Below are 18254 nucleotides of genomic sequence, written 5' to 3' on the forward strand. Positions count from 1 at the left end.
GGTGAGGCGTTCCAGCTCGGCGCGCGACCAGTGATAGTGACCGCCGAGGGCGGCCAGGATCAGCGGCCAGTCTTCCGGCCATTCCCCAAAAAACCGGCGACGCAGCGCTGGGCGTCGCCAATGTCGGCGGCGTCCATCTGGTCGAACATCAGGCCGAAGCGCCGCTCCGGGATGCGCGCGCTACGGGCCAGGGCGACCATGGTCTGCGCCTCGGGCGTGGCGGCGGCCACGGCGCGCAGGTCGGCGCCGTTCAGCCGGTGGAAGGTCAGGGCATCCACCGGCTCCTCCCGCACCGCGTCGCGATGCGTCTGGCGGTAGCGCAGCGTCACCGGGAACAGCAGCGGCAGGCGCACGGTGCCATCCGGCAGCACCTCGGCCCGCGCCGGGATCGCATCCGGATCGTCGTCCAGCACCGGCACGGCCCCGGCGGCGGACGCGGGAGCCTGGGTCTGCGGCGCGTGAACGTCCTCGGTGATATCCACCACGACGCGGCCCGTCGGCTCGATGTCAGCCATTCAGCAGTTCCTCCCCTTCGCCCGCCATCCAGACCAGCTCGACCTTGCCGCCCTCGCCGCCCGTCACCTCCGGCCGATTGGTCAGGAAGGCATCCGGGAAGATGTAGGTCTGGCCGGTGTCGAGCAGGATCTGCAGTTCGCCCTCGCTGCCGTCGCCATAGAGGTCGGTCAGGCGCTGGCCGCGCAGCAGCGAGGTGACGACGGTGATCTCACTCGCCTCCATCTCCTGCGACCGGTGCACCTGCCGGCCGAGCACGACCGCGTTGTTCTTCAGCCCGCCCATCTTGAACTTGCTGCCCTTCTCCGCGGCGATCTTCCGATCCCGCCAGTAGGCGTCGATGATGCCAACCGTCTGCGCCATGGTGCGGCTCCCTTACGCTTCGAATTCCAGCACGCTGGCCAAGACCATCAGATTGCCCATGATCCTCAGCCGCAGGACCGCGTTCAGGCGGTTCTTGTCGCTGGCGTCGCGCGTGAAGACGCTGGCCTCGACCGTCTCCTTGGCGCCCTCGATCCAGCCCAGCCGCTCATACAGCTTGCAGCGATTGCCCCAGACGCCGTGCATGATGCGGGGCGTCACCACCGCATCACCGAATTCGGCCGCCGGGCTGCCGTCGTCCGCCAGCTTGTGGCGCGGATAGGTCAGGCGGACATGGGCATTCCAGTCGAAGCGGATCCGGCTCAGCACCTTCGGCGTCATGATGTCCAGCCAGGCCGTGTCCGCCACGCCGAGCGTGGAGACCTGGTAGGCGGTGATGACGCGGGACAGCGCCACGGTGCCATCGGGCAGCGCGTTCCAGGTGGAGTTGCCGTCCCGCAGCAGCTGGTCCTGCTCGACCTCGATGAAGCGGGCGACCGGGGCCGGAGGCAGCACGCCGGGCAGGGTGATGCTGGCGAGCTGCCTGGCGGGGTCGTTGGCCAGGTGGAAGCTGGCGCGGCCGGCGAGGCTGGCCGCCCAGATCCAGGGCGGCGTCGGGCTGGCGAAGGCGCCGATCGGCGACAGGTGCTGGCTGTTCTGGGCGGAACCGGCGGTCAGCAGCGCGCCATGCGTGCCGCGCAGCCCGACATAGCCATGCGCATCCAGCGCCACCATGGCCTGGAAGCGCCGCGTCAGCTCGGCCGTCAGGGCCGCGAGGCTGGTGCTGTCCGACCAGGCGATGGCGATATCGGTGAAGTCCTCCGCCGCGATGCTGGCGAGGGTGGCCGCCAGATCGGGCTGACCGGCGCCGCCGCTCAGCGCCGTGACGGTGGCGGTGAGGCCCGGCGGCGTGGCGTCGTCCGGCCGGTAATTCAGCCGAAGGTCGATCGCATTGCCCAGCAGCCCGGCCTGGCGCGCGGTGATTTCGGCGGTGCTGCTGCTGACGGTGGCGGTGACCGGCAGCGTGGTGTTGGCGACAACCGCCGCCTGCAGCAGGCCGGCCGCGGCGGCGGCGCCGGTGCCGGCGGGGATGGTGGCGGCCACGCGCTGCCCCGCCACGTAAACGGCCAGGGTGCCGGCCGCGCTCGTACTGCCCGCGAAGGCGATACCCCCTTCCGCGGCGGTGGCGCCGCCCGGGGCAGCCAGGCCGATCGCATGCAGCTCCGTCGTCGCATTGGCGTCGATGAAGGCCTCGATCATCTGGGCGATCGCGCTACCCGCGCCGAAGTAGGCCGCCGCCTGGTCTCGGCGGGTGATGCGCTGCAGGCTGCCCGCCGTGGCGGTGCCGGTCAGCATCTGCCCGATCAGCAGGACGCGGGCGGCATAGCTGCTGAGGCCGGCGCGGCGCGTGGCCGGCCGCACTTCCACATAGCTGCCCGGGGAGCGCCAGTCGGCGGGGATCTGCTCGAAGGAGACGGTCTGGCTCATGCTGCCCTCACTTCTTGGCCGGCGGGGTGGCGGGGGTGGGCGTCGTCTCGGCCAGCGCCAGGTCGCCGTCGGCGAGGCGGCGCAGCACGAAGGCGTCGCGCGGCAGCTCCACGGGAACTTCGATCACGGCGCCCGTATCGGGGCGGCGCACCCGCCGGCCTTCGACAGGCGCCACCCGAACCATCTGCGTCATGCCTCGTCCCTCACGGTGATCAGGTCGGATTGCTGCGTTGCTTCGCCTTCGGCGATGCGCCAGTCGGCGGCGTGGCGCAGGAAGTCATCGAGCGTTCCGTCGCCCGCGGGCACCAGGCTGAAGCCGCAGCGCAGGTTGAGGCCGGTGACGTTCGCGCCTTCGGCTTCCCACCCCTCGACCCATAGATTGCCGAGGCTGGTGACCGAGACGGTGCCGACCGCCGGGATGGTCAGGCCATGCAGCGCGGCGGCCGCGACCTGCGCCATGCCAAGCTGGGCGATGCCGAGGCTGTCGCCCAGCAGCCTTTCGCGATGGCCCCTGCTGTTCTGGTTGACCATCACCAGCGTCCAGTCCGCGCCGGCATCGAAGCGCCGGCCGGAGGCGGCGGAGGGTGTCGCGCCCACGAAGCCCAGCCCGACGAAGGGCATGCGGCGCACCAGCTTGGCCCATGCCGAGGGCGACAGGCGCGGCGGCATCACGGCGTGCTCGAATTCGCGCGGCGGGAATGCGGCCTGCAGGCGCGCCTCGATCCCGGCGAACATGGCGAAGAGCGGGCCGGCCTGGGTCAGCGACTGGTACAGGTTCACCAGTTCAGCCCCCCGCCGGCGATGAAGGTGGGCTCGCGATCGGACACCCGCGCATCCAGCCCGCCGGTGCCGGTGGCGGGCGCCACGGCGATCGGCAGGTCCAGCTTGCCCTCGGCGATCATCTTGAGCCAGGCGATGACCTGATCGCGATCCGTCACCAGGTCGCTGCCGGTGGTCTTCTGCTCGGCGCGCGACAGGTCGTAGCGGGCGAGGATGCGGCAGGCGCGGACGATCTCGGCAGGTACGGGGGCGGCGACCGGCACCGGGTAGCGGCGGCGGATGTAGCTGTCGATCAGCGCGGAGGCCTCGACCAGCGCCAGCTCGACGGAAGACCGCACCACCATCTCGTCGAGCTGGCCGGCGGGCGCGGAGAGGCGGATCATCTCCACCTCCCCGAACCGGGCGATCATGTCCTCGACGCTGGCATAGGGCATGGCGCGTCAGGCCTTGCCGCGGGGGCGGGCGCGCGAGGAAGCGGCGGGAGCGCCAGCCGCTCCCTCCGCCGGGTCTGCCGGTGGCGCATCACCGCCGGCGGCGTCAGCCTGCGGCTGCGCCCCCTGATTGGGGTCGGTGGCCGGCACCGCGGCGGCCGATCCCGGCGCGCCTTCCCCCTCGGCATGGGTGCCGGCGACCATTTGGTCGCCGGCGTTCGCGTCCGTCTGGTCGGCCGTCACGGCCGCCTCCGTCAGGGCCTCGCCCTGGCTCGACGCCGGGGCATCCACCCCGTTCGCCGGCAACGCGCTGTTCGTGGGTGCCGCCGGCGCCGGCGCGGGCGCCAGTTCCTCCACCACCAGCTGCGGGTCCGCGCGCAGCATCTCCAGCTGCGCGGCGTTGAAGGTCCCGGCCGGGTGATCCACCGCGGTCCGGCTGTGCGCCATGCCGGCGCGGCGATGCCCTTCACGGACCGCTCGGATGCGGATCACGCCAGCCACGGCGTCACCATCAGCTCGGCGGTGTTCTGCCAAATGTTGGTGGCACCGGCGGCGTCGCGCTCGCGCAGCAGCACCTCGCGGCCGGCCGTCTCCAGGCTCGGCGGGACCACCAGCAGGTTCGGCCGCAGGTTCAGCTTCCGGCCACGATCGCCGCGCATGCCCATCATCGCGGCGCGGGCGGCGGCGTAGCTGGCGGCGTTCAGCGTCTGCTTCGACCCGTAGCCCAGCTGCCAGAGGCCGTAGCCGCCGACCATGCGACCATCGACGCCGTAGCGCAGCTTCTTGTGGCTGAACACGGCCTCGTCCGTCGCGGCATCCATCCGCACGAAGTCGAAGGCGCGCCGGTTCTGGAAGATGAACGGCTTCATCGGCCGGCTGGTGTCCAGCAGCATCCAGGGCGCGCCGGACCCGCCGCCGCTGTTGCTGACCGACTGGGTCACGCCGTTCTCGTCGACCACCGGGTGATCCGTGTCGAAGAAGTACTGCCCGTCATAGCAGAGCGCGGAGAAGGCGTTGGCGGCGACCTCGAAGACCAGCTCGTCCGGGAACTCGGCCGTGTTCTGGCCGATCTGCTGGAACATCGGCGTGTAGAGGCCGAGGTTGTCATCCTCGATGTCGTCCTTGTCGACACCGATGGTCAGCTCCCAGGGCTTGTTGACCAGGCGATAGTCGCCGGTCTCCAGGTTGTGCAGGACGCGCTCGCCGATCCATTCCCGGATCTTCGGCAGGTCCTTCAGCCAGCCATAGTCGTTCGCCTTGGTGGTGGACGGTACCTCCATGGCGATCCGCCGCCACTGCGACGGCGCGCCGGTGAGGCCGACCTGAAAGGCGGCTGAGAAGCCCGTGTAGAGCGAGCGAAGATTGCCCGAATTGATGATCATGCCGGCGCTCCTTCAGGTCTCGACCCAGACGCCATCGGCGTCCACGCCGCGGCAGATGCCGGCGGCGCTGCGGGTGCTGCTGCCATTGGTCTTGGCCACCGTCTCGTCATCGACGATGAAGACCTGCTTGCCCCAGTCCGCGGCGGTGATCGCATCGGCGCTGGCGCTGTTCTTCCACTTGAAGACACCGCGCTCGACGGTGACCGGGCCATCATTGCTGTCGGTCAGCGCGCGGCCGGCGGCGGTCTGGCCGGTCGCCACGGCGCCGGGCGTCAGAAGGCCGCTGGCATTCAGCATGGCCAGCGCGCCGGGGAAGATGCGCACGCTGGCGGCGACGGTGAAGCGGAAGCGCCTGGCGGCGTTCAGCTCCTGGGTGTTGCGGGGTCCGGTCAGTGGCATGTCAGGCGCTCCCCACCATGACGCCCTCGGCGGCGCGCGCTTTGACGAAGGCCTCCGGGGAGATGCCGAGCAGGGCGATGACCTGCTTGTCCTCGGCGCCCAGGCCCTCGGTGCCCTTGCCGGTGGCGGGCGGCGTGCGGCCGGTCAGGCCGCCGGCATGCAGGCTGGGCAGCCCGTCCAGCTCCTTCGCCACGGCGACCGGGTCCGCCATATGGCGGGTGATGTAGTGGTCGCGGAGCGAGGCCGGGATCGGCTTGCCGGCGCGGATCGCACCGTCCACCGTCGCCTCGGCCGCCACGCGGGCATTGGACTGCTGCAGGGTGGCGAGCTGCGTCTGCAGCGCCACCAGGTCCTGCGCCATCTTGCCGGGATCGCCGGCCGCCAGGCGCGTCTGCAGCGCGGTGACGATGGCGGTGGGCGGGGCGCCCGCGCCGAGGCCGGCGGCGGTGGCGAGCGTCGCCATCTGCTGGCCATGGGCGGCGACGGCCGTCTGGGCCGCCTGGGCTGCGGCGAGGATCGCCGCGTCGTCCGCATCCTCGGCAAGGCCGAGTGCGCGGCGGAGGGCCGTGAGGTCCACCTGTGTCTCCTTCGGGGTCTGGGTATGCAGGGTGGCGAGCTGGGGCAGGTTCGGCGTGTTGGTCAGCGCGGCCCGCAGCACGCGCATGATCTGGCCGCCCGTCTTCGTCACGGCGATGACCGGGCTGATGCCGCGATAGGCGCGGGAGGCGAGCAGCGCCTGCCCCTCGGGCGTCCATTCGACGCGACCCCAGATGCCATCTTCCCGCGCCTCCATGGCGACGATCCAGCCCCGGGCCGGGGACGGAATGCCGGTGGTCATGGCGAGGTCGGTGGCGTGGTTCTCGTCGAAGGGCAGCGGGCCGCGGGCCATGCTTTCCGCGATCACCGCGGCGGGGTCGGTCAGCGTATAGGGGCCGCGGCCGTCACCACCCCGGAAGGTGCCCGCCGGCACCAGCTGGACCCAGACCGGCGCGGCGCCTTGGCCGGCGGCGGCGCCACCGGAGTAGGGCAATGCGGAATGGAGGATGGCGGTGAGCATGCCGCATCATCGCGGGCGGCATCCCCCCGATTTACGCCCCGCGAGTGGGGCGGTGAGGGTCTTTTCGGGGAAGGCGCCACGGCGGCGCTGTGCGGGCTGTCGAAGCCGGTGGGGACCGATCCCGGCAGAGGCGGCCAGAACGCCTCTTAGCCGCTCTTATTCGCTCTTAATCGGGTGATGCGGAGCGGGGGCGCATCGCCAGACCGAAGCGATCCTCGACAATGTCCAGAACGTCGCGGCGATCCTCATCCGAAAGGCCGAGATAGGGCCGGGCCGGAATGGTGACTTCCTTGGCCACCCCCCAGATCGCGCCGCTGGGCGTGCGCAGCGTCAGCATGCCAGCGCGGCGTGGCTTGATGACCGCGCCGAACTGGTGGACGGCCGCGTAGATCTTGTTGCTGCCGATCGCCACGTCCCAGCCCGCCGCCTGGTGCACCAGGCTGTTGTTCAACCCGCTGCGGTTCCAGTCCCGGCCGCGCAGGATGCCAGGCCCTTCCTTGATCTCGGCGTAGAGCGGGTTCAGCGGCGCCCATGGCGTGCCATCCGGCGCGCGTTCCAGCTTGAAGCGGTCCTGCGCATTGTCGCGCAGGCGGATGCCGATCGGCTGGGTCAGCTCCTCCGGCCGGCTGAAGGCGAAGCGGAGCTGGGCAACGGCGCCGGCGATCTGGGCATCCCGGATCTCGACGGAGAGGGTGACGCCGGTCACGGGGTCGGCTGGTCCTGCGCCTCATCCACGAAGCCCATGGCCGCATAGGCGGCGAGCTGCGCCTGCACCTGGTGATGTAGCTGGCGGAGCTGCTCGTCCGTGCGCGTGGCAAGCCAAGCCGCAGGCAGCTCGGCATGCGCGGCCAGCTGCCGCAGCATCTGCTCACGATCAAGCTGGGTTTGCGACGCGCTCATGACCTCTCGACAGGCTCCAGCACAATCCGGGAAGGCGTGCGGCGGACAATGCGCCACAGCAGGCCGGGCGAAGCAAGGAATTCAAACTGGCGGTAGCGATAGCGCGGGAAGGGATGCACGTAGGCAACCCCGCGCAGCCCGGCCGAAAGGCGCAGCTCGATGCTCGGACCGCCACCCTGCTGGGCAAAGCTGCGCGCCACGGCCGCGTCGATCGACGATGACAGGAACCACGGGAACTGGACGGTATCGCCTGGCCGCTTGCCCGCCAGCAGCGCCGCATCGGCATCGCCGCCCCCTCGATAGGCGACGACACGGCGCGGCATGACGGCTCGACCCAGCGCCTCGCTAAGCTCCGCGATCATCCCGGGCGGCACCGCCTCCGCGTCGATCTCCCCGCGCAGCGCGGCATTCATCGCCCGTCCTGCCACGCCCTTGTAGGCGTCGAGGGCTGCGGCCTCGCCTGCGGTCAGGCCACTGCCCCAGGGCGCGAACTCCTCCCGCAGCCGTTCGCTTGCCCGGGCGATGGCGACGCTTGGCATCGGCGCGACCGGCGCGACCGATACTGACGGGGGCGGCGCGACCGCCGTGGCAGCAGGGAGCGGCGGCGGCGGCGGCATCCAGCCATCGGGCACCTGCAGCGTCGCCGTGCCCGGGATCTCCGGCAGACGTCCGCCGGCGAAGGCCTGGCCTGGATTGTAGTCGAAGCCCGGGTCGATACCCTCCGGCACCTGGCTGGTGACGCCGGTGCGGGGGTTGGTCCAGCTGCGGGTTTCGATCCTGGGTGCGGCGTCCGGCGCCGCCTTACCCATGCGCGCCAAGTCGCGGGCGGAGCGGGAGCGGGCGCGGCAGCCGCAGCGCCAGCCGTTCGGCGGGTAATGGGTGGCCCAGAACCCGTCATCCGCCCGCAGCACCAGCCCATCCCAGGCCTTGTGCTGCTTCCGCGGATGCACCGCGCCGCTGTGGACGTATTGCAGGTAGGGGAAGGCAGCCAGCACATCCGGGTTGGTCTGCTGCGCCCAGCGGCCGGCGCCATAGGCCATGGAAAGATTGACGTCGTAGATCAGCCGGGATCGCCAGGCGGCGGTGCCGTTGTGGACCCAGCCGTGGCGGCCGACGATGCCGTCGAAGTCGCGCCGGAATTCTGCCAGCGTCGTGCCCTGTTCCAAGGCCTTCGCCACGGCATCCCGGAAATCCTGCACCAGCGCCTGCGTCGCCGCGCCCGCGACCATGAAGGCCCGGCTATGGCCATCGCGCCAGACATCGGTCCAATGCTGCGTGGTGACGTTCGCCTTGCCCGCCAGAAAGCGGATGGCCTCCGCCGGTGGCAGGTTGATGGCGGCGAGAGTTTCCCGCGACACGGCCATTCGGGATCAGGCCAGATCGTCGAGCGCAGCGGCCTCGCCCGCCAGATGCGCCAGCGCCATGCCCTGGCCGATGGCGCGGGCCAGATCCTCCGGCGGCAGGTCGAGCGCCGCCAAGCGGCGCGACAGGTCGGGCAGGTCGGTCGCCGCTTCAAATTCGGCCCGCACCCGCGCTGTCAGGCCGGCCATGGCGCCGGCCGCGTCCTCGGCCAGACGGTCGGTCAGCGCGTCGATCACCTCCGGCTCCGGCGCGCTGGCGTGACGGCTGGTGACCAGGCGGCGGATGCTCTGCAGGCTGGGCGGCAGCGTGGGCGAGGTGGAGGGCGGTGCCGGCGCGGCGACGCGCCCGCCGATGCGCGGCGCATCCAGCGCCGGCTCGGCGAAGCCCAAGCGATCCCGCACCTGGCTGGCTTCCACCTCCAGCCCCAGCGGCCCCAGCTTTTCCAGTGCCGCGATCACCTGTTCCAGCGGCACCTCGTCCGGGCGACCCAAGCGCAGCACCGGGTACCTGCGCTGCTCGCCGAAGTTGAAGGCGATGATCAGGCGGGCGAGCTGCAAGGTCAGCGTGGCGGTGACGAGGCGTGCATCCGCCCGCTCGATATCCTCCTGGACCTTTCGGTGTTCCTGGCTGACCGAATGGCCGCCGCTGATCGCATCCGTGGTGGTGGTCTGGCCCAGCACCGCCTTGCTGACCTGCCTGTCCAGCCAGTCAGCACGGCGCTCGTAGATCTCCGCGCCTTCCTTCTTGTCCGCCACCTCGACGAACTCGATCATCATGCTGGCGGGGATCAGCGCGGCGCAGTCGCCGGCGATGTTCGCCACCGCGCGATACAGGACTTCCTTGTCCTTCTCGCTCGCCTCCGGCCCGTACTTCCCGATCCGCACGGGCTGGCCGTAATTCTGGCAGAACACCGCCCAGTCACGCAGGGTGAAGGCCTTGTACATCCAGGCCCAGGCCGCGATGCGTGCCAGGCCGCTGCGCAGCAGCAGGCCGGATTTCTGCGGGTGGCGGTGCACCAGGAACTTGTGCTGGCTGAGCGCGGCGTCGCCGCCCATATCGCGCAGCAGCAGCGTGTGACCATCCTCCCGCGATACCTCGAACCAACGCTGCGGCCGGTACACCAGGGCTTCCGGCACGATCAGGCCGGGCTCGGTGCGCCACATGATCTCCATCACGCTGAAGCCCTTGCCAACGCCATCCAGCAGATCCAGCAGCGATGCCTCCAGCACCCCGGTAGCCAGCCATTCCCGCAGGAAGTCGGCGTGGCGGATGTGTTCCGGATCGTCGCTGGCGGCCTCGACCGTCAGGGGCAGCTGGGAGACCTGGCGCTTGCGGGTGCCGAGCACCGCGCCGTAGTGCAGATCCCGCTCCTCGATATCCTCAGCCAGCTCCAGATAGGCCAGGCCCTCGCCCTGCGCCGCGGCGCGCAGCACCGCCGCCAGGCGCGAGGGCGTCATGCCATCGGCGGGGTGGTTCGCAATGACCGGGCGCACGCCAGCCAGCGTGGGGGTCGCCACCTCGCCGCGCAGCTCGCGGATGGTGCGGCTGGTGATCGGCTTGCCGAACTGGTCGAGGACGCCCGCCATCAGATACTGCCCCTCAGCTCGCGCGAATTGCGCATGTCTTCCGGCCAGTGCTGCGGCGCCTGTTCCCGAGGGCGGCCGGTCGAGGCGACGGTCTGGTAGCCGTACTCTCCGGCCTCAACCCTTGTCGCGAAGACGGCCAGGCCGCAGGCCACCGCGGCGTCGCCATGACGCTTGCCGCCATCCTGCGCGGCCAGCCGCTGCTGCGGCACGCGGATCACGCCGCGCACCATGCGCAGCATCGGGAAGTCGCCGATCGTGTCCTCGTCCTGCGGGACCGTGATGGTGCCTTCCTCGAAGTGGCGCTTCATCACCGGCATGTGCTCCCGGTACCATGGCTCGCTCAGCATCACCTGCTGGACGATAGCGCCGCACTTCTGGGCCGTGACCTGCGCCAGCACCATGCCATTGCCACCGGCATCCAGGGCCACGCCCCGCTTGCGCTTCATGGCATCCAGCACCGCGAACAGGATCGTCTTCTGCTGCTCGTAGGGGATGGTGCGCAGCTCCACCACGAAGGGGGTGTGCAGCGTGGTGTCCTGTCGGATTTCCAGCGGCCAGATCACGGACAAGTCCTGCACCATGGCGAAGTCCATGCCCACGGCGTAGGGGCGTTCCTCGCTCAGCCGCGCCAGGTGGGGCTGAAGCGTGTCCCGGATCCACGCCTGGCATTCCGCCACGCGCGTCGGCTCCGGAAGCATGGTCCACGCCTTGTCTCGCCCCCAGCGCAGCACCGGTGCGCCGGGCGCCACGCGGGCGCGCACCAGGCTGGACGGGATGGGGATGCCACCGCCGCTGGCAGGGATGCAGTGCAGCTCCTCATCCGCATTGTCGCGGTACTTGGCCAGCACCTCGGCGCGGAACTGCGCCTCTCCTTCCTCCGTCCATGCCTCGCCGAGGCGGAGGCAGATGCGGCGATACAGGCCCTGCGCCATCGCCTCGTCGAAGGTGCAGCGCAGCAGGGTGTAGCCCGGCAACTTGCCGGCGCGGATGTCCTGCACCAGGGCGTTGAAGGGATTGTCCTCGCCCAGGTGGGTGGACAGCGCCAGCACCTTGCCGCCCCACATGAGGTATGCAAGCGCGGCCTTCATGACGCCCAGAAAGTCGTCCATGAAGGCGCCCTCATCCAGGATCGCCAGGCCCTGCTTGCCGCGGAAGGCGCGGGCCATGGACGGCAGCGCCACCACCTCGTACCCGCTGGCGAAGCTGACGCGGAAGGCCTTGATGTCCTGCTCGGGCTTGTCCGGGTTGGTCCAGATGAATTCCTGGACGGCGCCGGCGGCGAAGTCGAACGCTTTGGCCCAGTCGGCGACGTAGCCGATGAACTCCCGCGTCATCTCCATCTCATAGCCCATGTAGAGCACATCCATGCCGCCGGCTTTGGCGGCGCGGACGGCATGCAGGGTCGCGATGACGGCAGCGGTCCAGGAATAGCCGGTGCGTCGCGACTTCTCCACGACGACAACGCTGCGGCGCGGCTCCAGCGCCGCCACCAATTGCTGCTGGTAGGGCAACAGTACGGCGGGCAGACTTTCGGCGGTGAGGGTCATGCCTCGGCGGCCTCGGCCGCGTCGGTGGCGTCCGCGGCCTCCTCCGCGACGCGCGCGGCGGCCAGGGCCCATTCCGCGATGCGTCCCAGCGTGAAGGCCATCGTCACCGGATCGCCGGTAAAGGCGGCAGCCTCGGCTTCTGCCGCCACGGCTCGCAGCGCTTCGTTCGTCATCATGGCGCTTTCACCCCCAGCACGAACGCCTTGATGAACTCCGCCGTGTCGGCGGACATGCCCTGCGCCTTCGCCGCATCGGCCGCTCTGCCAGCGGCCTCCTTGGTCGCGACCTCTGCCGCCTCCGCACGCACGGCCGCGATGTAGTCAAGGTTCGTCCGCGCCGCCCGCGTCACATTCGCCAGCGTCCGGCCGATGCTCGCCACCGCCTTCGCGCGCTCACCCAGGGGCGCGCTCTCCCCGGCCTCCTCCGCCAGTCGCGCCATCTGCCGCGTCTGGCGCAGCAGCTCGAACACCTCGTTGTGCAGCAGCTGGATGTTGATGCGGGCGGAGTGGGCATCGCGCCCGTCTTCCAGCGCGGCGGACAGGTGCTCGGCCACCTGGCGGGACCGGCGCAGATCCTCGAACTCCTCGTCCAGCCATTTCACATGGCGGCCAAGGGCGGACCGGCTCAGGTCCGCCTCCGGCGCCAGCTCCTGCAGCTTGGCCATGATCTGGTCGATCGTCTTGCCACGCTCGCGCAGCCTGACGATCTCGCCCTGGATCTCTGGCGGCAGCTTCTGCGTCACGGACGATGGGCGGCGGGCCATGCGGCGTCACCGCGCCGCAGGTTCGGCGACGCCCGGCCAACGCTTGCCCTGCGTAACAGCCACGCCATTGCCGGTGAGCGTCGCCACCCACAGCAAGCCGCTCGGGACTGGCAGCCTCTCGATCTCGACCAGCCGCTGGCCTTCCAGCCAGGTCATGTAACCGCGCAGCTCGTCCGGGCTGATGACGCCGAGGTGGTAGAAGCCCACCATCCGCAGCAGCAAATCCTCATTGAGAGAACGCCCTTCGGCCTCTGAGAGGCACCTCAGAGCGCAGAGACGGCGCTCCTCATCCAGTAGCCGCTGGTAACTCACCGGTCCGCATCCCTCTGGTGGTTAAGCAGGTGGTCGTGGACAAGGCGCAGATGCGACTCCACGCGCTGCACGCCGGCTGCGACGCCTCCCATCTCCGCCCTCACCACAGCCACGCCGCTCTCGACCGCACTGATGCGATCCGACAGCAGCCGCATATCGGTGTGGCTGGGCACGCCGCGCATCTGCGCCTCCACTGCCTCGATCCGCGCGCCGAGGGCGGTGATGTCCGCCTTCTTCGCGAAGTCGGGCGATAGCTGCGTCCGAACCCAGGTGATGATCAGGCCGCCGATCATGCTGGCCGCGGTGAGCGCGACGACGATGTCCTTCCAGGGGAAGACGAAGCCTTCACTCACGGCCTGCGGCCTCCAGCCTTGCGGCACCTGGTGCAGGTGCGGGCGTTCGGGTTGTGGCGTCGGTCGAAGGGCTGCAATGGCCTGTCGCACTGGTCGCATTGCTCCCCCGTGATCTGCCCCGCTGTCGCGCGGAAGCGGCTGGCGGCCTGTGCTGGCTCCTGCGCCTGCGCGTGGTCGGCGTCGTCCATCAGCCGGCGAGGCCGGCCGGCGTGGGCTTGGGAAGGCGGGCGCGGATCATCTTGTCCAGCGCCACGGTGTCGACATCGAACCGCGCCAGGGCATCCGGCCAGCGCTCCTGCGCATAGCCACGGGCCAGCTCGCCCGCGGCGTTCGACACGGCATTGTTCGGCAAGGCCCCGGCGACCACGCGGCGCCGCGCTTCGGCCAAGCCATAGGCCACAGCGCGCTCCAGCCCGGCCTCCAGATAGGCGCGGACCTCGCTGTCCGCGCGCAGCTTGAGCCACTCGGCCGCGCGCGAAATCAGGTGTCGGCCCATGAAGAGGGCCACGGGGGCCAGCAGCTCCAGCGTGTGGTCCAGCAGCAGCGCGAACAGCGGTGGGATCGTCGTCGAGGTCTCCACGCCGCGCTCGGTCAGCCCGATCGGCACGCCCGGCACCTGCCAGATGGCATAGGTCATCGAGAGACCCACCAGGCAGGCAGCGGCGACCAGGACGAAGAAAATGTTGCGAGGCATGCAAGCTCTCCTATGCGACGAGCACGGTCCGCGCCGTGGCGTAGATCGCCTCGACGTCCTTGATCCCGATCAGCCCGCCGTTGATGCGACGGCGTACGCCGCGGATGTCGCGGACATCCGCCATGCGATTGCAGCCGGCCTGCGCCCAGAAGCGCGTGGCACTTTCGACCGCACCCTCCGGCGTCAGCAGCCAGTCCGGATCGGCGACCACATCGCGGGCGATCGCGGCGCTCAGCGCGGCATAGTTATTCCGGCCGGTGGTCTGCATCAGGCCCCGGCCGCGATAGCGGTAGCCGTCGCCCGGCTTCTTGTTGCCGAGACGCCCGCCATAGGTTTTTTCGCCCAGGGCTTCCGGATTGCGGGCATAGGGGCGCGCGCTGGCGAGCGTGGGGAAGCGCGACGGCCAGACCTCGGTCAGCCGCTTCTCGGAGTAGAACAGATCCTCGGCCAGACGGCGGAAGCCGCCGGTTTCGTGCAGCACATTGGCCAGGAAGGCGGCCAGCCGAAGCGGGGTGTCGATGGACTGCGCCCCGCAGTGCTGCACCAGCAGCGGATGCCACCGCGACGGCCAGTCGGCGCCCAGGCGCCAAAGGTGGTCAGTGGTGAGCGGGAAGGCGGGGGGATGGGTCATTGCGCCGCGACCATCGCGCGCGCAGGGGCACCCAAGTTACGCCCCGCATATGGGGTGTCAGTCGAACAGGCTGGCCTGGGCCGGCCGCGTCTGGCCGGAGAGCTGAAGGTGCTTGTGCACCGCGCTTTCCCCCATGCCCAGGCGGCGCGCGATCTCCGTGTAGCTGCAACCCTCCGCCCGATACAGCCGGATGCGCCAGACCTTGGCGAGCGGGATCTTCACATCCTCGCCGCCGCGCCATTCGGACAGCGCCTGTGTCGCCGCCAGGCCGATGGCGCGCGCCAGCTTGGACCCCTGGTTCGGGTGGCGTGGGATGGGGATACGGGTGCCGCCGAATTGCTCGACCACCGCCAGCGTCGCCTCGGGGCCGATCCGGTCAGCCAGATAGTCCAGCTCCGCCGGCGGCGGATGCTGCGCCAAGGCGGCGGCGCGCCGATCGGCGGCCATGGCGGCGGCGAGGCGCGGGGGGAGCGTCATGCCTGCCACCGCGACCCGGGGGTTGTGCAGCGGGCGCGCATCGGGTTCTGATCGGGCAAGCAATGACGGAGGACGGCATGCAGACGCTGATGTACGGCCTGTCGGCGTTCGTCGCGTTGCTTGGCACAGCGGCGATCATCGTCGGTCAGTTCCGGCCACGCACCTTCGGGGGCGGCCGTGGGCGTGCGGCCTTGATCGGCCTCGCGGTTTTCCTCTGCGGCGCCTACGGGGTGTCCCGCTTCGAGCCGACGCATATCCGGCAGGGACGAGAACAGCGGGAACAAGCAGCAGCTCGCGACGCCGCCGCGCGTAACGCGGACTACGCGGCCCGACAGGCTGCTGCCGCCGCAGACGCCGCGGCAGCGCGGCAGCAGGCAGAAACTGAGCGGCGAGCGGCGGAGGAACGCGCCGCCGCCGAGGAGGCCGCGCGCCTGGAGGCGGAACGCGCGGCGCGCATTGCGGAAGATAAGGAGCGGGAGCGAGTGCTCGCCACGCTGCCCGCAGTGCAGCGAATGCGACCACCTTCCGACCGAGTGGCACTCGATGCTTGGCGGGAGGCCGAACGCCATACCGCGCCGTGCATGGTTCGAGATCCACGAAAGCAGCGGGAGTGCGAGTGGTACACGGAGGAATTCAGGCGCGACTACCTGCGCGCGCGCGCTGGGATCTATCTGGCGCAGCGAAACGTGGCCTATCGGCTTAGCGGACCGGGCAACCCCGCCGACCGCGAGCATTACACAGGCGTCATAGCGGATCTGATCCAGTCCTGTGCTTGGCGTCTTGTAATCTTGTCGTCTCCGCACATCGAGACGGGGATTGGCGACAACGACAACATGCGCACAACCTGTGGCCGACTGACCGCCGCCGGGCAATCCGATGCGGCAGTGCGAGCGCGGCAGATCATGCGGCTCATTGCCGTGGAGCCAGTCCGCAATCCTCCACCGCGCCGCTGACATCACCCGTCGTGCCCCGACTGCGGCGCCCAGCCGATCAGCACCATGTCCATGCTGCTGGCGGCGCCGTCCCGAGGCGGGTCGAAGAAAGCCACCATCTCTGCCAGGTCGCGGAAGCCGTCCGCCCGCGCGAACTCCTCCATCTTCTCCTCGACGATGAAGCCGCCGATCGGCATCTCCATGATGAAGCGGACGATGGGCGCCAGTTGGGCCACGCAGCTGCGGGGGGCTGGCCCAGCACGGCGCGCCAGCGCCAGAGGCCATTCCTGGTTGATGTGCATCAGCGTCACCGGGATCTGCACGCGGGCCACCCCGCGCCCGATCAGGCGGCAGTGCTTGGTCCGCATGGCGGTGTAGAGATGCACCGGCTGCTCCGGCCGGGCGTGCCCAGCACGGCCGGTGCGCGGCGCGCGCAGGGTGTGGCGCTTCATGCCGGGGCACCACGGCCCGGGTTCCAGGCCGGCCTGGACGAAGCCCACGAACCGCTTCTGGAAGCTGTAGGCCACCATCACCCGCCCGCCTTCGCCAGTTCGGCGCGCAGCTCTGCTGCACCTCCCTCGACCGCATCGACGATCATCGACGTCTCGATCGACGCAATCGCGTGCTCGACATGCCGCGCCGGCACCACGCCTTTGGTGCTTCGGCCAGCGGTGATCGCCGTCTCGATGCAGCGGGCCACCGCTTCGCGGGCGCGGGGGCCGAGGCGGGTGGCAGCCTCCGTCATTCGACGATCTCCAGCGTGCCCTCGAAGCGCAGGCGGCCTCCGCCCGGCAGGGTGATCACGGTGCCCACGATCATGAAGCCGGGCCCGCCCTCCACGACCATGTGAGGCGCGCGGGCGGCCAGCTGGGCGATCTGCACCTCCAGCGCCGCATGCGCCGCGGCATGCTGCTGGTGCTGCTGGACAAGGTCGACGTCCGCCATTCCCGGGCGCTGCGCGATCATCGACGCGGTCCCTCGATCATGAGCAGCGGCGAAGGGGCCGCGAGCCTGCCTGCTTTGGCCTTCGCGGGCGGATCGGTCGGGGCGGCTGGCTCCCGCAGCTCAACCCGCAATGAAACGCTGAGCGTCCGTCCCTGTGGCAGCTGGAAATCCTCCCAGAGGAAGCCACCCTTCGGGTCGTCGCTATACCGACCGTCGGCGAGCAAGCCATCAACCTGGGCATGCAGCTTCGCGATGCAAAGGCGCAGTGCGTCGCGCTCGGCCTTCCGGATCGTCCCGCGCCCGCTCATTGCAGCACCATCGGGTGCTGCGCCTGGTGGTTCTCCCGCTGGTCCGCGACGCGATGCAGATAGTCGCCGCAGTTGCGCAGCAGCTCCGGCAGATGGTCCGGCCAGGCGCAGCGGTCGAGGATGACGAGGGCGGCCTGCATCACGGCCTCCGCCGTCACCAACCCTTCGTGCCCCGTGGTGACCTGCGTCATCGCCTCGACCAGGGGGCGGGTCACGGGGTTCGGCTTCTTGCTCATGCTGCCTTGCTCCTCAGCCGCTTGCGCCAGGCCTTCAGGCCCTCCAGCACCTTGTTGGCCTGGACGCTGTCCAGGAATTCCGGCGCGCTGATCCCGTCCGGCGTCTCTGGGCTCTTCGTCTGCCGGCGCACGAAGGCGCGCAGGGCGCTCTCGTCACCGTTGGCGACCAGCGGCGCGATCTCGTTCCACACGCCGTGGATCATGCGGATCTGCGCCTCCTTCGACACAGGCCGGCGGCCGGCGCCGGCGAGCGGCGCCTTGTCCTTGAAGCCGAGGCCGCGCAGCGCCGTCAGCAGCTCGTCGAGGTGGGACGGGCCGCATTCCGTCGAGCTGGTCTTGCCGGTCACGCGCTGCAGCAGCGCGCGGTAGTCGGGGTCCTCCATGCGCAGCTCGCGCCGGGCGATCTGGACCTTGCGGCGCAGCAGCTTGGTCCGCGCCTCGATGCTCGCCAGCAGCGGCGCGCCGCGCCGGGCCGGCTCCACGATGGGGGAGGTGGCGCCGCGCCTACGCATCAGCCGCCTCCTGCTGCACGCGGCGCAGCGAATTGCCGAGGCGATTGCGGTACAGCAGCGCGGCATTCAAGGCTGCGTCACCGTCATCCGCCTCCGGCACGCCCGGCACCAGCCAGGTCTTTCCGTCGTAGGAAAGACGCGCACTGCCCTGGATGGCTGCCTCCAGATGCGCCTGCTCGCCCTTGGCAAGCACAATCGTGCCCTGCGGCACCTCTTTGGCAGCAACCACGTCGATCTCACCCGACTGCCAGCAGGCAGCGGCAAGGGTGTTTCTCCTCCTGCCCAT

General features: G+C 70.3%; 30 protein-coding genes. 1 reads left to right on the forward strand and 29 read right to left on the reverse strand.

All coding sequences use genetic code 11. The annotated features are described in order from the left end of the window. Positions 1-59: 59 nt before the first annotated feature. The 22 genes from ACTIF1_RS10995 to ACTIF1_RS11100 form a co-directional block, all read right to left on the reverse strand. Positions 60-515 (reverse strand): hypothetical protein, encoded by a 456-nt coding sequence (locus tag ACTIF1_RS10995; protein ID WP_439596457.1) that lies wholly within the window; start codon positions 513-515, stop codon positions 60-62. Beyond that, the gene (locus tag ACTIF1_RS11000) at positions 508-876 is read right to left on the reverse strand and encodes a phage tail tube protein (protein WP_439596458.1); all 369 of its coding nucleotides are present in this window, start codon (positions 874-876) and stop codon (positions 508-510) included. The genes ACTIF1_RS10995 and ACTIF1_RS11000 overlap by 8 nt, the downstream gene beginning before the upstream one ends. A gap of 12 nt (positions 877-888) precedes the next feature. After that, on the reverse strand, positions 889-2361 hold the full coding sequence (locus ACTIF1_RS11005; RefSeq protein ID WP_439596459.1) for a hypothetical protein: 1473 nt from the start codon (positions 2359-2361) through the stop codon (positions 889-891). Positions 2362-2368: 7 nt separating this feature from the next. Next, positions 2369-2554: a DUF2635 domain-containing protein gene (locus tag ACTIF1_RS11010; protein WP_439596460.1), complete on the reverse strand. Its 186-nt coding sequence runs from the start codon at positions 2552-2554 to the stop codon at positions 2369-2371. After that, positions 2551-3141 (reverse strand): hypothetical protein, encoded by a 591-nt coding sequence (locus ACTIF1_RS11015; RefSeq protein WP_439596461.1) that lies wholly within the window; start codon positions 3139-3141, stop codon positions 2551-2553. The genes ACTIF1_RS11010 and ACTIF1_RS11015 overlap by 4 nt, the downstream gene beginning before the upstream one ends. Continuing rightward, positions 3138-3575, reverse strand: coding sequence for a phage protein Gp36 family protein (locus tag ACTIF1_RS11020; RefSeq protein ID WP_439596462.1), 438 nt, complete (start codon positions 3573-3575; stop codon positions 3138-3140). The genes ACTIF1_RS11015 and ACTIF1_RS11020 overlap by 4 nt, the downstream gene beginning before the upstream one ends. A gap of 6 nt (positions 3576-3581) precedes the next feature. After that, entirely contained in the window at positions 3582-4073 is a 492-nt protein-coding gene (locus tag ACTIF1_RS11025) for an HI1506-related protein (protein WP_439596463.1), read from the reverse strand. Continuing rightward, entirely contained in the window at positions 4061-4954 is an 894-nt protein-coding gene (locus ACTIF1_RS11030; protein ID WP_439596464.1) for a Mu-like prophage major head subunit gpT family protein, read from the reverse strand. The genes ACTIF1_RS11025 and ACTIF1_RS11030 overlap by 13 nt, the downstream gene beginning before the upstream one ends. A 12-nt stretch (positions 4955-4966) precedes the next feature. Then, entirely contained in the window at positions 4967-5353 is a 387-nt protein-coding gene (locus ACTIF1_RS11035; protein ID WP_439596465.1) for a hypothetical protein, read from the reverse strand. Position 5354: 1 nt separating this feature from the next. Next, complete coding sequence (locus ACTIF1_RS11040) at positions 5355-6410, reverse strand: phage protease (protein ID WP_439596466.1); 1056 nt, start codon at positions 6408-6410, stop codon at positions 5355-5357. A gap of 166 nt (positions 6411-6576) precedes the next feature. Beyond that, positions 6577-7116, reverse strand: a complete 540-nt coding sequence (locus tag ACTIF1_RS11045; RefSeq protein WP_439596467.1) for a phage virion morphogenesis protein — start codon at positions 7114-7116, stop codon at positions 6577-6579. Beyond that, complete coding sequence (locus tag ACTIF1_RS11050) at positions 7113-7310, reverse strand: hypothetical protein (protein WP_439596468.1); 198 nt, start codon at positions 7308-7310, stop codon at positions 7113-7115. Before ACTIF1_RS11050 ends, ACTIF1_RS11045 begins: the two co-directional genes overlap by 4 nt. Then, on the reverse strand, positions 7307-8668 hold the full coding sequence (locus ACTIF1_RS11055) for a phage minor head protein (protein ID WP_439596469.1): 1362 nt from the start codon (positions 8666-8668) through the stop codon (positions 7307-7309). Before ACTIF1_RS11055 ends, ACTIF1_RS11050 begins: the two co-directional genes overlap by 4 nt. A gap of 12 nt (positions 8669-8680) precedes the next feature. Next, entirely contained in the window at positions 8681-10258 is a 1578-nt protein-coding gene (locus ACTIF1_RS11060) for a DUF935 domain-containing protein (RefSeq protein ID WP_439596470.1), read from the reverse strand. Then, entirely contained in the window at positions 10258-11805 is a 1548-nt protein-coding gene (locus ACTIF1_RS11065) for a hypothetical protein (RefSeq protein ID WP_439596471.1), read from the reverse strand. The genes ACTIF1_RS11060 and ACTIF1_RS11065 overlap by 1 nt, the downstream gene beginning before the upstream one ends. Beyond that, the gene (locus ACTIF1_RS11070) at positions 11802-11978 is read right to left on the reverse strand and encodes a hypothetical protein (RefSeq protein WP_439596472.1); all 177 of its coding nucleotides are present in this window, start codon (positions 11976-11978) and stop codon (positions 11802-11804) included. Before ACTIF1_RS11070 ends, ACTIF1_RS11065 begins: the two co-directional genes overlap by 4 nt. Then, entirely contained in the window at positions 11978-12547 is a 570-nt protein-coding gene (locus ACTIF1_RS11075) for a phage protein Gp27 family protein (protein ID WP_439596473.1), read from the reverse strand. The genes ACTIF1_RS11070 and ACTIF1_RS11075 overlap by 1 nt, the downstream gene beginning before the upstream one ends. Before the next feature lie 27 nt (positions 12548-12574). Continuing rightward, positions 12575-12778: a hypothetical protein gene (locus tag ACTIF1_RS11080; protein ID WP_439596474.1), complete on the reverse strand. Its 204-nt coding sequence runs from the start codon at positions 12776-12778 to the stop codon at positions 12575-12577. A gap of 98 nt (positions 12779-12876) precedes the next feature. Continuing rightward, positions 12877-13233 carry a hypothetical protein gene (locus ACTIF1_RS11085; RefSeq protein ID WP_439596475.1) on the reverse strand — a complete coding sequence of 119 codons (357 nt, stop codon included), beginning with the start codon at positions 13231-13233 and terminating at the stop codon, positions 12877-12879. Positions 13234-13420: 187 nt separating this feature from the next. After that, positions 13421-13927 (reverse strand): hypothetical protein, encoded by a 507-nt coding sequence (locus tag ACTIF1_RS11090; protein WP_439596476.1) that lies wholly within the window; start codon positions 13925-13927, stop codon positions 13421-13423. Positions 13928-13937: 10 nt separating this feature from the next. Then, entirely contained in the window at positions 13938-14558 is a 621-nt protein-coding gene (locus tag ACTIF1_RS11095; RefSeq protein WP_439596477.1) for a glycoside hydrolase family 19 protein, read from the reverse strand. A gap of 57 nt (positions 14559-14615) precedes the next feature. Beyond that, entirely contained in the window at positions 14616-15035 is a 420-nt protein-coding gene (locus ACTIF1_RS11100; RefSeq protein ID WP_439596478.1) for a sigma factor-like helix-turn-helix DNA-binding protein, read from the reverse strand. A gap of 77 nt (positions 15036-15112) precedes the next feature. Here ACTIF1_RS11100 and ACTIF1_RS11105 point away from each other — a divergent pair, with 77 nt between their 5' ends. Continuing rightward, positions 15113-15988 (forward strand): hypothetical protein, encoded by an 876-nt coding sequence (locus ACTIF1_RS11105; protein WP_439596479.1) that lies wholly within the window; start codon positions 15113-15115, stop codon positions 15986-15988. 2 nt (positions 15989-15990) lie between these two features. Here the strand turns inward: ACTIF1_RS11105 and ACTIF1_RS11110 are convergent, their stop codons facing one another. Genes ACTIF1_RS11110 through ACTIF1_RS11140 form a run of 7 tightly spaced genes read right to left on the reverse strand, consistent with a single transcriptional unit; the run spans position 15991 to position 18254 of the window. Continuing rightward, positions 15991-16497, reverse strand: coding sequence for a hypothetical protein (locus ACTIF1_RS11110; protein WP_439596480.1), 507 nt, complete (start codon positions 16495-16497; stop codon positions 15991-15993). Then, on the reverse strand, positions 16497-16712 hold the full coding sequence (locus ACTIF1_RS11115; protein ID WP_439596481.1) for a hypothetical protein: 216 nt from the start codon (positions 16710-16712) through the stop codon (positions 16497-16499). The genes ACTIF1_RS11110 and ACTIF1_RS11115 overlap by 1 nt, the downstream gene beginning before the upstream one ends. Continuing rightward, a complete protein-coding gene (locus tag ACTIF1_RS11120; protein WP_439596482.1) occupies positions 16709-16912 on the reverse strand; it encodes a hypothetical protein in 204 nt (67 codons plus the stop codon). The genes ACTIF1_RS11115 and ACTIF1_RS11120 overlap by 4 nt, the downstream gene beginning before the upstream one ends. A 17-nt stretch (positions 16913-16929) precedes the next feature. Beyond that, on the reverse strand, positions 16930-17220 hold the full coding sequence (locus tag ACTIF1_RS11125) for a hypothetical protein (RefSeq protein ID WP_439596483.1): 291 nt from the start codon (positions 17218-17220) through the stop codon (positions 16930-16932). Continuing rightward, complete coding sequence (locus ACTIF1_RS11130) at positions 17217-17456, reverse strand: hypothetical protein (protein ID WP_439596484.1); 240 nt, start codon at positions 17454-17456, stop codon at positions 17217-17219. Before ACTIF1_RS11130 ends, ACTIF1_RS11125 begins: the two co-directional genes overlap by 4 nt. Next, the gene (locus ACTIF1_RS11135; RefSeq protein ID WP_439596485.1) at positions 17453-17968 is read right to left on the reverse strand and encodes a phage protein GemA/Gp16 family protein; all 516 of its coding nucleotides are present in this window, start codon (positions 17966-17968) and stop codon (positions 17453-17455) included. The genes ACTIF1_RS11130 and ACTIF1_RS11135 overlap by 4 nt, the downstream gene beginning before the upstream one ends. Continuing rightward, on the reverse strand, positions 17961-18254 hold the full coding sequence (locus ACTIF1_RS11140; RefSeq protein WP_439596486.1) for a hypothetical protein: 294 nt from the start codon (positions 18252-18254) through the stop codon (positions 17961-17963). The genes ACTIF1_RS11135 and ACTIF1_RS11140 overlap by 8 nt, the downstream gene beginning before the upstream one ends.

Source organism: Falsiroseomonas sp. (assembly GCF_051860665.1).
Lineage (GTDB): Bacteria > Pseudomonadota > Alphaproteobacteria > Acetobacterales > Acetobacteraceae > Falsiroseomonas.